Annotated in this window: 12 protein-coding genes; all 12 read left to right on the forward strand. The window is 46.4% G+C overall.

Annotation, left to right across the window (positions count from 1 at the left end; all coding sequences use genetic code 11):
* Positions 1-2,461 (forward strand): TonB-dependent receptor domain-containing protein (locus CAG68_RS07075; protein WP_161440965.1); only part of this gene is annotated, 2,461 nt, incomplete at its 5' end.
* A gap of 65 nt (positions 2,462-2,526) precedes the next feature.
* A complete protein-coding gene (locus CAG68_RS07080) occupies positions 2,527-3,291 on the forward strand; it encodes a DUF3450 domain-containing protein (protein WP_005379365.1) in 765 nt (254 codons plus the stop codon).
* Between the two features lie 3 nt (positions 3,292-3,294).
* Positions 3,295-4,656: a MotA/TolQ/ExbB proton channel family protein gene (locus CAG68_RS07085; protein WP_017634999.1), complete on the forward strand. Its 1,362-nt coding sequence runs from the start codon at positions 3,295-3,297 to the stop codon at positions 4,654-4,656.
* 9 nt (positions 4,657-4,665) lie between these two features.
* Complete coding sequence (locus tag CAG68_RS07090) at positions 4,666-5,193, forward strand: MotA/TolQ/ExbB proton channel family protein (RefSeq protein ID WP_005379363.1); 528 nt, start codon at positions 4,666-4,668, stop codon at positions 5,191-5,193.
* 25 nt (positions 5,194-5,218) lie between these two features.
* Positions 5,219-5,626 carry an ExbD/TolR family protein gene (locus CAG68_RS07095; RefSeq protein ID WP_005379359.1) on the forward strand — a complete coding sequence of 136 codons (408 nt, stop codon included), beginning with the start codon at positions 5,219-5,221 and terminating at the stop codon, positions 5,624-5,626.
* Positions 5,627-5,630: 4 nt separating this feature from the next.
* Positions 5,631-6,263: an energy transducer TonB gene (locus CAG68_RS07100; protein ID WP_005379353.1), complete on the forward strand. Its 633-nt coding sequence runs from the start codon at positions 5,631-5,633 to the stop codon at positions 6,261-6,263.
* A 9-nt stretch (positions 6,264-6,272) separates the two neighbouring features.
* Entirely contained in the window at positions 6,273-7,496 is a 1,224-nt protein-coding gene (locus CAG68_RS07105; RefSeq protein WP_086046436.1) for a tetratricopeptide repeat protein, read from the forward strand.
* Between the two features lie 448 nt (positions 7,497-7,944).
* Positions 7,945-8,568 (forward strand): guanylate kinase, encoded by a 624-nt coding sequence (gmk, locus tag CAG68_RS07110; protein WP_005379347.1) that lies wholly within the window; start codon positions 7,945-7,947, stop codon positions 8,566-8,568.
* Positions 8,569-8,750: 182 nt separating this feature from the next.
* Entirely contained in the window at positions 8,751-9,023 is a 273-nt protein-coding gene (gene rpoZ / locus CAG68_RS07115; RefSeq protein ID WP_005379346.1) for a DNA-directed RNA polymerase subunit omega, read from the forward strand.
* 39 nt (positions 9,024-9,062) lie between these two features.
* Complete coding sequence (spoT, locus tag CAG68_RS07120; protein WP_005379340.1) at positions 9,063-11,183, forward strand: bifunctional GTP diphosphokinase/guanosine-3',5'-bis pyrophosphate 3'-pyrophosphohydrolase; 2,121 nt, start codon at positions 9,063-9,065, stop codon at positions 11,181-11,183.
* Positions 11,184-11,235: 52 nt separating this feature from the next.
* A complete protein-coding gene (gene trmH, locus CAG68_RS07125; protein ID WP_017635001.1) occupies positions 11,236-11,919 on the forward strand; it encodes a tRNA (guanosine(18)-2'-O)-methyltransferase TrmH in 684 nt (227 codons plus the stop codon).
* Positions 11,920-12,172: 253 nt separating this feature from the next.
* Positions 12,173-14,254, forward strand: a complete 2,082-nt coding sequence (gene recG / locus CAG68_RS07130; protein WP_161440966.1) for an ATP-dependent DNA helicase RecG — start codon at positions 12,173-12,175, stop codon at positions 14,252-14,254.
* Positions 14,255-14,352 lie beyond the last annotated feature (98 nt).

A 14,352-nucleotide genomic window follows, 5' to 3' on the forward strand; every position in this document is an offset into this window, starting at 1 on the left:
CTCCACGACGGATATGGAAGGTCCTTCACCAGTTACTGTTATTAATAGTAAAGACATTGAGTCTAAAGGCTTTAACAGCGCGCAAGACGTATTGAACAGTTTGACCCAAAACACAGGTGGTGTAATGGCTCAAACAGACTCTTTCTCGTTTACACCAGCAGCGCAGTCAGTCAACTTACGTGGCCTTGGCGCGTCACGCACATTGATTCTTATTGATGGCCGTCGTCTTCCTCAATACCCGCTAGCACAAGATGGTACATCTAACTTCCAAGATATCGGCCAAATCCCTGTCGCCGCTATTGAGCGTGTTGAAGTAATGACCGACTCAGGTTCTGCTATCTACGGCTCCGACGCAATCGGTGGTGTCGTAAACTTCATTTTAAAGAAAGACTTTGATGGCGTTTCTGTAAAAGTACGCGCGGGTGACGCGACGGATGGTGGTTACCAAAATGGTCGTTTAGACGTTGTAGCTGGCAAAAACTTTGACGACAAACGTATTCTCTTCGTTGGCCAATTTGCGGGCAACGAAATGCTAAAGCAATCTGACCGAGATGATTGGGCTGGCGATGACGGTTCTAGCCGTTCTCAGCTAAGTGGCTACTCTAGCTACGGTGCAAACTTTGAAGGCGCCAACGGAACACTTCTAACACCAGCTGATGCTGGTTCTTCCTGTAAAGAAGTCGTTGGTGATGCCGCGATTGAACGAGCGGATGGAAAGTGTGGTGTTAACCGCTCTGCATACCGAACATTAAAACCAGAAAACAAACAAGTAGACCTACTTTTACGTGGTGAAATGGACATTAACGACAATGTCACTGCCATGGCAGAAGCCCGTTTTGGCTACAAGTCTACAGAATCTGAATTCGAACCTAACCCTTACAGCGTTGAAGTTGATGCCACTCACTTCCGCGGCGAAGGCGAATACACTCGCCGTATGGTCGAATTTGGACCACGCGAAAGTAACACTGAAGCCGATTCTTTTGGCTTAACCTTAGGCTTGAACGGCCTGCTTGCTGATACGTATGATTGGGACCTATCCGCTGGTTACTCTGAGCAAAGCGTTGAAACAAGCAACCCAGCAATCTTCCTAACTCTCGACCAAGCTGTACAAAATGGTGATGTCGATCTTCTAGGGCCTATCTCTCAAGACGTTGTAGACAAATACAGCGGCACTTCAAGCAAAGAAGCTTACTCAAAGCTTTACTCTGTTAACGGCTCACTGGCTGGTGATTTGGTTGAACTTCCTGCAGGTATGTCTGGCTTTGCTGTTTATGGTGAATGGAACCGTACTGACTACAATGAGACGATTGATGCTACAACAGCAGCTGGTGGTTTCTCTGGCCTAGGTGGAACATCAGGCGGCGGTGACCGTGATCAGATTGGTCTTGGTGTTGAAGCTCTTATTCCTATCATTGAAGATTTAGAAATGACTGTCGCTGGTCGTTACGACCACTACTTCGACGACTCGGCAACTGGTGGCGCATTCACTCCTAAAGTAGCCCTAGCATACCGTCCTACTGACACCCTATTGCTACGTGGTAGCTACGGTCTAGGCTTCCGAGCCCCAGACTTGAAGCGACTATTTGGTGATCAAACTCGAGGCTTTGGTTCTGGCTTTGACCCAGAGCTTTGTACCAATGCTGGTGGTAGCGGCCCACAAGATAAAGATAAGTACCCAGAGTGTGATACTCAGTACTTCGATACGCTTAATGGCCCTAACTCAGAGCTGAAAGAAGAAACAAGTACAAACATTAACTTGGGCCTAGCGTGGGAGCCTGTGGATGATCTTGGTGTAACTGTTGACTGGTACCACATCAAGATGGAAGACGTCGTAACAGCACCAACTTACCAAGACGTAATTAACGATCCAGGTAAATACCCAGGTACTGAAGTCGTTCGTAACCCAGATGGCACCATCAAGTCGGTATCCTATGGTCCAGTGAACCAGTCGTATGAAGAGCGTTCTGGTATTGACCTAGCGATCAAATACGCATACGACACTAATGAGTTCGGCTCATTTAACACGCGTGTTGCTGTAACGAAGATCTTGATTGCTGAATATCAAGAAAACGACAGCGAACCTGTAACGGATGAAAGAGATTTCATGCCTGAATACACCGCAACGTTAAATCTTGGCTGGGCATATGAAGATGTCGCTATCAACCTATTTGGTAAATACCGCGACCGTATGTGTTCAAGCTACGCAAACCGTTACTACTTTGATGACTGTGATTCTGCTAAAAAAGCGGGTTACAAAGCAGAAATCGCTAGTATGACAACGTGGAACCTAACGGCTTCTTACCAATTCAACGAGAGTGGTCGTGTAACTCTTGGTGCTATCAACATGTTTGACAAAGTACCGCCTGCAGATCCTCTAAGCGATACCTCTCCATTCTATGCAACTGGGTATGACGATCCAATCGGACGTCAGCTATACGTCGAGGCATCATACGACTTCTAAAAAATATTTGGCGCGGGTTTTCCGCGCCCTTTTCGACTGACTAAAACACTGACAAGGATGCAACCATGAAATTCAAGGAATTTGGTCTCAGTGCCATAGCTGCAGCATTGCTTACTATCAGTAGTAGCTCTATAGCGGCCAACTCTGGTGCTGTCGTTTCCACACAAGCAAAAGCAAATCAATCTTCAGAAGCTTCACAACAAAAAATCGACAATTATGCCGAAAGTACTGAAGGCATGTTGGCAGAATACAAAGGCTTACTACGTCAAATCGACAGCATGAAAGTCTACAACGAGCAAATTAACCGTATGGTTCAATCACAGCAAGGTGAATTGGACTCATTAAATAACCAAATTGCTCAGATCGATCAAACGGCAACAGAAGTAGTGCCACTAACACTTAAAATGATCGATGCACTCGATGAGTTTGTGACTCTCGATCTGCCTTTCCAGAAAAAAGAACGTAATAAACGTGTCCAAGAACTGCGTCGTCTCATGGATCGCGCCGACGTAACGACTTCTGAGAAATTCCGTAAAGTGATGGAAGCCTACCAAATTGAAGAAGGCTTCTCTCGCTCAATTGAATCTTACAAAGCTAGCCTAGATAGAAATGGGGAAACCGTGACTTACGACTTCCTACGTATTGGTCGCACGGCGCTTTTATTCCAATCTCCAGACGGTGGTGAGACAGGTATGTGGAACCAACAAACACGTCAATGGGAAACATTACCGGAAAGCTACCGCATAGCGGTACAGCAAGGCCTTCGTATCGCGAAGAAGCAAGCGCCACCAGCGCTAATCAAATTGCCTGTATATGCTGGGGAGGAATAAGAGATGAAAGGATTCAAAACTCTAGCCGCTGGTCTACTAGCGAGCTTATTTATGGCTTCAGGCGTACAAGCAGAAACGCCTAAAAACCTATCTGAACTACTCAAAAACGTAAAATCAGAAAGCATCGTTGAGTCAAAAGAGAACAAAGCCCGTGAAGCTGAGTTCAAGAACAATCGCGATAAGCAAGCAGCATTATTGCAACAGGCTCGTGAAGAGCTAGCTTCACAGCAAGCACTGGGCGATCAACTTAAAGCGACATTTGATGAAAACGATAAGCAGCTGACTGAACTAACAGAAACCTTACGTGTTCGCTCTGGTACTTTGGGCGAAATGTTTGGTGTGGTCCGCCAATATGCGGGCGAGTTTAAAGGCTTATTTGCAGCCTCTCAAAACGCAGTTCAGTTCCCAGAGCGTGACGCTCTACTAACGAAACTGGCTGAAAGTAAAGAACTGCCATCAACACAAGAGCTAGAAGCATTCTGGCATACCATTCTTCAACAAGTGGTTGCCTCAGGCGAGACAGCAACAACCCAAGCAACGGTTGTTTATGGCGAAGGTAAAGAAGCGGTTCGCGATGTTACTCTTGTCGGTGAATTTAACGCGATTGCCGATGGTAAGTACGTTACTTATGTACCTCAAACAGGTAAGTTCGAAGAACTCTCTCGACAGCCTCGCACCAATATTACGCGTCATGTTGCAGGCTTTGAGTCAGCGTCAAACAGCTATGAGCCACTGTTTATTGACCCATCCCGTGGTGTAATTCTGTCTCTACTTGTACAAAGCCCTACCGTTCAAGAACGTATTGATCAAGGTGGCATTGTAGGTTACGTCATCCTTGGTATGGGTGCAGTTGGCGCTATCATTGCTCTAGTTTGCTTCCTACGCCTTCAAGTTATTGGCGGTAAAATGCGTAAGCAAGCGAAATCAGAAACCGTGATTCCTGGTAATCCTCTGGGTGAAGTTATCCAAGCTTACCAAGAACACAAAGGTGACAACCTTGAAGATCTTGAAGCGAAACTGGACGAAATCATCCTACGTAACGCACCGAGCATTGAACGCTTTATCAGCTCAATCAAACTGTTCGCTTCTGTAGCACCACTTCTAGGTCTACTGGGTACGGTAATGGGTATGATCGGTACGTTCCAAGCAATCACACTATTTGGTACAGGTGATCCTAAGCTAATGGCTGGCGGTATCTCTGAAGCACTTGTTACTACGATGCTTGGTCTGGTTGTCGCAATTCCTCTACTGTTCCTGTACACCATCGTACACAGTAAAGGTCGTCGTTTGGTTCAAACTCTTGAAGAACAGAGTGCAGGCTTCATCGCTCGCTATCAGGAAAAACTACATAAAGCCGAAAGCTAAGGAGGCGTTATGTGGTGGTTAGTTGGAGAACTTGAATCAATTAGGCGCTTCTTGGGAATGGGTGGCGATGTACTCGTCGCCATCTTCATCCTCAGCTTTATGCTGTGGGCAGTATTGTTAGAACGTTGGTTCTATTTTGCTGCCGTCGCTCCAAAAGCCATGAAAAAAGCCGTTGGCTCATGGCAGGGGCGATCAGAGCACCAGAGCTGGAACGCTAAGATGATCCGACAAGAAATTGTTTCTCGTCAGGACATTGAGAATAAAAAGGGCCTGCCAATCGTGAAAGTGTTGATTGCGCTTTGTCCCTTACTGGGTTTGCTCGGCACCGTTGTTGGCATGATCCAAGTATTCGACATCTTAGCGGTAACAGGAACAGGAAGCCCTCGAGCAATGGCCTCGGGGATCTCAAAGGCAACAATCCCAACTTTAGCCGGGATGGTGGCTTCTCTATCAGGACTGTTCTTTAGTTCACGTCTTGATCATTTAGCCAAAGTCACAACGCAAAAGCTGGAAGATAAGCTAAAGCATATTGCCTGAGTAAATGGAATTAGAGGTATAGGTCATGAAAAGACGCTATAGCAGTGATAGCAGTGATGAAACCGCTATCGATATGACACCGATGCTCGACATCGTATTCATCATGTTGATCTTCTTTATCGTAACAACATCGTTCGTAAAAGAAGCAGGTCTAGAAGTAAACCGCCCGACGGCAAGCTCTGCGCAAACCGTGAAAAAAGGTAACATCATGGTCGCAGTTGGTGCGGCGGGTGATGTTTGGGTTGATAAACGCCGCATCGAAGTGGACGCGGTTCGCGCGAATATTGAACGTCTTCGTGCAGAAAGCCCTGATGGCGCAGTTGTTATCCAAGCCGACACAGAAGCAAATGCTGGCGTAGTCGTGAAGGTTATGGACCAGATCAAAATGGCAGGTGTAGAAAGCATCTCCATTGCCGCAACCAATAAGGATTAAGCTTATGCGGTATCTGGCCTCAATTGCACTGGCGCTCATTGTCTCCCTCGGGTTGTTCTGGGGGATGGACAAGCTAGTAAACAAAGAGCGCCACGAGTTAGTGTCGAATGATGACCTGCGTATGGTCGAGTTTATTCGCATTAAACCAGACGAAAAAATACAGGAGAAAAAACGCGAACTTCCAAAGCCACCACCGCCTAAGCGTCCGCCGCCGCCGCCAGAAATGAAAGTGACAGCGACAGTAAAACCGGTGATGGAGCAGACCCCAATGGATATGCCAAAGCTTGACCTACCCGTAAATGTTACAGGTGGTTCGGTGCTTGGACATTATAGCCAGGGTGGAGGTGCGCAACTCGCGGGTAGCGGAGGTCCAACACCTCTAGCGACATTCCAACCTCAAATGCCTAGGAAGGCTGCGAAAGCAGGAATAGAAAAAGGGGTCGTCTTATTAGAGTTTACTGTAAACGCACGTGGTGCCGTAGAGGACATCAAAGTTCTTAAAGAGCAACCACGACGCTTAGGCCTCGGTCGAGCGGCAAGAAAAACAGTCTCTAAATGGACATTTAAACCAAAATTGGTTGACGGGAAACCTGTTAGCTCGCGCCTATCGCAAGAAATAGAGTTCTCAACCAATTAAGGAGTCACGATGAAAAGTTTATGGAAAAGCAAAGTGGCTTCTTTAATTCTCTTCGCAGGAGTGGCAATGGCCGCTCCTACGATGGCAAAAGAAGCTCCTCAGTTATCAGATCGGACATTTCGAACCGTTAACAAAGTGCAAGAGTTGATCGCAACTGAAAAATATTCAGCAGCGAAAGAAAAACTAGCAAGCGCTTTAGAAAGCACAAGTTCGAAAAAATACGACCGAGCAGTTTTACTTCAGCAGACTGGCTTTTTGTATTCGCTACAAGACAATTATGTGCAAGCAGCAAAATACTTTGCCGAAGCATTACAGCTCGACGCACTTCCCGTTCCGGTTGCTCAACAAGTTCGCTACAGCTTGGCTCAGCTTTACCTAGCTGAAGAAAAGTATACGTTGTCTGTAAAAACGATGAAGGAATGGTTCAAGGTTGCAGAAACAACCAAAGAGAAGCCTCAAGCTCATGCTTATATCACGTTAGCGAGCGCTTATGTTCAGTTGGAAGATTACAAAAATGCAATCCCGCCAACCAAAAAAGCCATCGCGATGAGCAAGAGCCCAAGTGAGTCTTGGTACTTAATTCTCGTTGCATCTCACTACGAGTTAGGCCAGCTGAAAAGCGTTGCCAGTGTACTCAAAACTCTGACTTCAAAGTACCCTCAGAAAAAGCGTTACTGGATGCAACTTTCTGGTGTCTACATGGAGCTAGGTCAAGAACGCAACTCTCTAGCCACCCTAGAAATGGTTTACAAAATGGGGAAACTAGAAGGAGAGAAGGAATATTTACGCTTTGTAAACTTCTTGGCTTATCAAGGTATTCCATATAAAGCAGCCAAAACTCTTGAAAAGGAAATGGCAGCTGGAAACATTGAAAAGACGAAGGAAAACTATGACCGCCTAGCCAGTTTCTGGCAGCAAGCTAAAGAGCTAGATAAATCAATTCTCGCTTATAAAAAGTCATATAACCTCGCTCCTTCTGCTAAAACGCAAATTCAGATTGCTCGCTTAATGATACAAGACAAGCAGTATTCTGAAGCAACTCGTTTTGTAGAAAGCGCGACATCCAGTGCCTCTAGAGAGCAAAAGGCAGAACTTGAATACATTCGCGGGATGGCCTATTTCGAGCTTAAGCAGCCACAAAAGGCCTTGCAGGCGATGAAAGGCGCTGCTCAATCGCCAAAATTCAGGTCAACCGTTAGCCCTTGGATAAATTTCCTAGAGTCTCAAGGATAATTCGAAGATTAAGTGTGAGTCAGTCGCACGCCTGGGGAAGTGAAAGCTTCCCCTTTTTTCCGTCTTATCATTATTAACCCCTATTTTTAACCAGAGTCACTCACGCAAGCCAAATCGGGACTCTAAACCTAAAATCAGCACACTAAACGGTTGTAGAAATGGTTTTAATAACAGAGTGCGCGGATGGTAAGTCCTGTATCACGCTCCTTCTTCGCTGTTTAGGAACACTCTGGCGTAAGTAACTATTTCATCAGAGACGATCACAGACAGAAAGATCAACTGGTAACAAAATAGAGATCATGATACTCTTCGCCTCCATTTTTCTGGCGGGATTATCACCAATATCCACCCCTTTGGTGGTTGATTTCTCAATGCCAGTACTATCGTTATAAGAATGTCGAACTTTCCTTCGGCACTCAATCAATCCAATCAAAAGTGGAACAGTACAATGGGCAAAGGTACTCTCTATATCGTATCTGCACCTAGCGGCGCAGGTAAATCTAGCTTGATCTCAGCGATGTTGGAACGCAACCCAACCTACGCAATGAAAGTGTCTGTGTCTCACACCACGCGCAACATGCGACCTGGTGAAGAAAATGGTGTCCACTACCATTTTGTAGCGAAAGATGAGTTTGAAGCCCTGATCGCTAAAGGTGACTTCCTAGAATACGCAGAAGTGTTTGGTAATTATTACGGCACATCTCGTGTATGGATTGAAGAAACACTAAATAAAGGTATCGACGTTTTTCTAGATATCGACTGGCAAGGCGCACGCCAAATCCGTGAACAAATGCCAGAAGCCAAAAGCATCTTCATCCTGCCACCATCAAACGGTGAGTTAGAGCGTCGCTTGAACACTCGTGGTCAAGATAGCGATGAAGTGATCGCAAAGCGTATGGCTGAAGCCAAGTCGGAAATCTCTCATTACAACGAGTACGACTACGTGATCGTAAACGACGATTTTGATACCGCTTTGATGGATTTTAAAGCTATCTTGCGTGCTGAAAGATTGAAGGAAGAAAAGCAAGCTGCTAAATATAAAGGTATGCTTGACGCGTTGTTAGCAGAGTAACTTCAAAAAAGTCACGCTGTAAAACATAAAAGAATTTCCCGTTTTTTGCCCAGTGCGAAAAACACAATAAACTACCTGAGAAAGTCCACAAACGGTGGCTTGTCTAATTGCTAGTAAATAAAGTAGTTAGGTTGTATACTTTCTCGTCATTCTAAAATTTTAGTTAACTATTTGGAGTCCTCATGGCACGCGTAACTGTTCAAGACGCTGTTGAAAAAGTTGGCAACCGTTTCGACCTAGTACTGATTGCGGCTCGCCGCGCTCGTCAAATGCAAACTGGCGGTAAAGATGCACTAGTGCCAGAAGAGAACGATAAGCCAACGGTTATCGCTCTACGCGAAATCGAAGAAGGTTTAATTACTAAAGAAGTTCTAGACGCTCGTGAACGTCAAGAACAGCAAGAGCAAGAAGCGGCAGAGCTAGCGGCAGTAAGCAGCATCGCTCACAACCGTTAATTCTGACTTTAGAATTCAACAACCTCCCGGGCCTATAATTTGTATCTATTCGATAGCCTCAAAGACGTTGCCCAAGAATACCTAACAGAGCCTCAGATTGAGGCTCTGCGTCAATCTTATGTGGTAGCGAGAGATGCCCATGAAGGGCAAACCCGCTCTAGCGGTGAACCATACATCATCCACCCTGTCGCTGTGGCTCGTATCTTGGCCGAAATGCGCCTTGATATCGAAACCCTCCAAGCTGCTTTGCTGCATGACGTCATTGAAGACTGTGATGTAACTAAAGAAGATCTCGAAGAGAAATTCGGCAACACTGTCGCAGAATTGGTTGATGGTGTATCTAAACTGGACAAACTCAAATTCCGCGATAGGAAAGAGGCTCAGGCTGAGAACTTTCGTAAGATGGTTCTGGCCATGGTGCAAGATATCCGCGTCATTCTGATCAAACTGGCTGACCGCACGCACAACATGCGTACGCTTGGCGCGCTTCGACCAGATAAAAAGCGTCGTATTGCTCGTGAAACGTTAGAAATTTACGCGCCCCTCGCTCATCGTCTTGGTATTCACAATATCAAAACCGAACTCGAAGAGTTGGGCTTTGAGGCGCTATATCCCAACCGCTACCGCGTACTGAAAGAAGTGGTTAAAGCCGCACGTGGTAACCGTAAAGAGATGATCCAACGCATTCACAGCGAAATAGAAGGCCGTCTGCAAGATTTTGGCTTGAATGCTCGCGTCGTTGGTCGTGAGAAAAACCTGTTCTCTATCTACAACAAGATGAAAACCAAAGAACAGCGCTTTCACACCATCATGGATATCTATGCATTCCGAGTCGTTGTTGATACCGCTGATACTTGTTATCGCGTTTTAGGCCAAGTACACAGCTTGTATAAGCCACGTCCTGGTCGCATGAAAGATTACATCGCGGTACCAAAGGCGAACGGCTATCAATCGCTACACACTTCCATGGTTGGCCCACACGGCGTACCTGTTGAAGTTCAGATCCGTACTGAAGATATGGATCAAATGGCGGACAAAGGTGTCGCGGCACACTGGTCTTACAAAGACAAAGGCGACAAGTCTGGCACCACTGCGCAAGTGAAAGCTCAGCGTTGGATGCAAAGCCTGTTAGAGCTACAACAAAGCGCGGGTAACTCATTCGAATTCATTGAAAACGTAAAATCCGATCTTTTCCCAGATGAGATTTACGTCTTCACACCAAAAGGTCGTATCGTTGAATTGCCTTTAGGCGCAACGGCTGTCGACTTTGCCTATGCCGTACATACCGATGTAGGCAACTCTTGTGTTGGTGCTCGTGTTGACCGTAACCCTTACCCATTGAGTAAGGCATTGAAAAACGGTCAGACGGTGGAAATTATCAGTGCCCCTGGTGCGCGTCCGAATGCGGCATGGCTAAACTATGTCGTGACTTCTCGTGCCCGCACTAAGATTCGACAAGTACTGAAAACGATGCGTCGTGAAGAGTCGATTACTTTAGGTCGTCGCCTACTTAATCACGCACTTGGCCGTCACTCGATTGATTCAATTTATCCAGAAAATATCCAAGAAGTCTTGAATGATCTTCGCCTAGAAAGCATCGATGATTTATTGGCTGCTATTGGATTGGGTGAGTTGATGAGCATTGTGATCGCACGTCGTCTCCTTGGTGACACCGAAGAGCTCACGACAACAAGTTCAATCCCAACGGACTCGAAGAAGAAGCTTCCGATTCGTGGCGCAGAAGGCTTATTGCTGACGTTTGCAAATTGTTGTCATCCTATCCCAGATGATCACATTATTGCTCACGTATCGCCTGGTCGTGGTTTGGTTGTTCACCGAGAAACATGTCCGAACGTTCGTGGTTATCAGAAAGAGCCAGACCGTTATATGGCTGTCGCTTGGTCTGAAGACTACGATAAAGAGTTCATTGCTGAACTTAAAGTCGACATGCTTAACAACCAAGGTGCTCTTGCAGAACTGACCAACGTGATCTCGAAAACAGGATCAAACATTCATGGCCTTTCAACGGAAGAACGTGATGGTCGTCTATACACTGTGACTGTGCTGTTGACGACGAAAGATCGTGTCCACCTTGCTGGTATCATGCGTAAGATTAAGGCAATGCCTCAAGCAACCCGAGTCAGACGCAGAAAGAACTAACCTCTATCGCCACCTACTCTGTTAGGTGGCGATTTTTTATACCTCAATAAATATGAACCTAGAACGTTACAACCGTATTCACCAAGTCCTAAAAACTCGCCAAACTGATCTGACACTTTGTCTCGAAGAAGTACATAAGCCAAACAACGTCTCTGCTGTGATCCGCACCGCTGACGCGACAGGCTTACACAAAGTTCACGCAATTTGGCCAGACAAAATGCGTACGCTGAGCCATACCTCAGCTGGCGCGCGTAACTGGGTTGAAGTGGATACTCACGATTCGATTGAAACTGCGATTACCGAACTCAAAGCGCAAGGTATGCAGGTTTTGGTGACCAATCTTTCGGACACCGCCGTCGATTTTCGCGAGATCGACTACACCAGACCAACGGCAATCATTTTAGGCAGTGAAAAAGTTGGCGCTTCGGAGCAAGCCAAACAGCTTGCCGATCAAGACATTATTATCCCAATGGTGGGCATGGTGCAGTCACTAAACGTATCGGTTGCCAGTGCCGTAATTTTGTATGAAGCGCAACGTCAACGTGAAGCCGCAGGCATGTACGACCGAGAAGAAAGCGCTCTGCCTAAAGAGACAATCAACCGTATTCTCTTTGAACGTGGTCACCCAGTGCTGGCAAAGGTCGCGAAACGAAAAGGGCTCGTTTACCCACCACTCGATGAAGAAGGTCAAATCATCGCCGATGACGCGTGGTGGCAAGAGATGCAAAGCAAGTAACAGACTTTCGTCATCCTGAACGGCGGCGAAGGAGCGTGGTTCAGGATCTAATTCTCAAATATACAGATGCTGATTGTGTTAACTTCAGCGACATACTTGTTGGAAATAGAATCCTGATGTCGCTAAAGCTCCTCGGAATGATAGGTTATCAGTCAAATCATGACACTAACTAAAGCATGACTATTTTTTCCTGTACAAAAACACAGCTCCATGGTTAACATACTGCTATGTTAACCATTTTCTTGAGCCCTCTATGTCCGCCCAAATGTTATCTGCCGTCCCATTAACCTCCCTTTCTGGAGTTGGCGCGAAAGTCGCAGAAAAACTCGCCAAAGTTGGCTTACATAGCGTTCAAGATTTGCTGTTTCACCTTCCGTTACGCTACGAAGATCGTACTCGTATTTACCCTATTGCCAAACTGCATGCTGGCCTTTGGGCGGCCGTGCAAGGTAAGGTCATGGCAGTCGACACCATCTTCGGTAAGCGCAAAATGCTAACGGTAAAAATCAGCGACGGTAATGGCACTATCACGCTGCGCTTTTTCAACTTTACCGCAGCCATGAAGAACAATTTCACGCAAGGTAAGTTAGTACATGCTTACGGTGAAATTAAGCGCGGTGGCATGGGTTTGGAAATTGTTCATCCTGACTACAAGTTTTACGTTAGCGAGCAAAAGCCCGATGTAGAACAGAGCTTAACTCCTGTTTATCCCACTACAGATGGTTTACGCCAAATCACATTGCGCAACCTTACCGAACAAGCTTTAGCCCTGCTTGATAAAACCGCAGTGCAGGAATTACTTCCAGCTGGGTTGTATGACCATCAAATCACGATGTCGCAAGCGCTGCACACCATTCATCGCCCACCACCAACCATTAATTTAGATGAGTTTGACGAAGGCAAACATCCTGCCCAAATCCGCTTGATCATGGAAGAATTGCTCGCACAAAACTTATCGATGCTGGCGGTGCGTAGCAAAGGTCAGAAGGATTCAGCGCTACCTCTCGGTCCTTGTCATAAACTAAAAACGCAGCTTTTAGCCCAACTGCCTTTCTCTCCTACAAACGCTCAAACCCGAGTAGTACAAGAGATTGAAGCCGATCTAGAAAAACCGCACCCAATGATGCGATTAGTGCAAGGCGATGTTGGTTCGGGGAAAACATTGGTTGCCGCTTTGGCCGCTGTTAGAGCCATTGAGCATGGCCATCAGGTGGCACTCATGGCGCCAACCGAACTATTGGCCGAGCAACACGCTATCAACTTCGCAAACTGGTTTGAAACAATGGGCATTCAAGTCGGTTGGTTAGCGGGCAAACTCAAAGGTAAGGCAAAGGAAGCCGAGCTGGCTCGTATTGCCAGTGGTGAAGCGCAAATGGTAGTGGGTACTCACGCGCTATTCCAAGAGCACGTTGAATTTCATCACCTTGCTTTGGTCATCATTGATGAACAGCACCGCTTCGGTGTCCATCAGCGATTAGAATTGCGTGAAAAAGGCGCAAAACAAGGCGCCTATCCACATCAGTTGATCATGACGGCGACGCCTATTCCTCGCACCTTAGCCATGACCGCTTACGCCGATCTAGAAACTTCCGTGATTGACGAGCTACCACCGGGTCGAACGCCGATTCAAACCGTTGCCATTCCAGATACAAAACGTGACGACATCGTCGAGCGTGTCCGAAATGCCTGCTTAAACGAAAGCAAGCAGGCATATTGGGTGTGTACCCTGATTGATGAGTCGGAAGTATTAGAAGCGCAAGCCGCGGCAGATACCGCAGAAGAGCTTCAACGTAAACTGCCGGACGTAAAAATTGGTCTAGTGCACGGACGAATGAAGCCGGCAGAGAAACAAGCGGTGATGCAAGATTTCAAAGACAATAAACTGCATTTGCTGGTCGCAACGACAGTGATTGAAGTTGGTGTGGATGTGCCAAACTCTAGCTTGATGATCATAGAAAACCCTGAACGTCTTGGTTTGGCACAATTACACCAGTTAAGAGGTCGCGTGGGCCGAGGTTCCGTTGCTAGCCATTGTGTGCTGCTGTACCACTCTCCGCTGTCAAAAACCGCGCAAAAACGTCTCGGAGTACTACGTGAAAGTAACGATGGCTTCGTCATTGCGCAGAAAGACCTAGAAATTCGTGGCCCTGGAGAACTATTGGGTACAAAGCAGACAGGTCTTGCTGATTTCAAAATCGCAGACTTAGTTCGAGATCAACGCCTGATTCCCGAAGTTCAGCGTATTGCGCGTCATATTCATGACAATTACCCGACTAACGCAACAGCGATTATCGATCGCTGGTTGGGTGAGCGGGATATTTACTCCAAAGCGTAATGATTGAAAGCGAGCCAAATGGCTCGTTTTTTAATACGCCAAAAACAAAGCAAACGTTTGCTTTTTGAGTAAATCTCTCTATAATCGCGCACAAATTT

This window comes from Vibrio sp. V42_P2S4T144 (assembly GCF_009904715.1).
Lineage (GTDB): Bacteria > Pseudomonadota > Gammaproteobacteria > Enterobacterales > Vibrionaceae > Vibrio > Vibrio alginolyticus.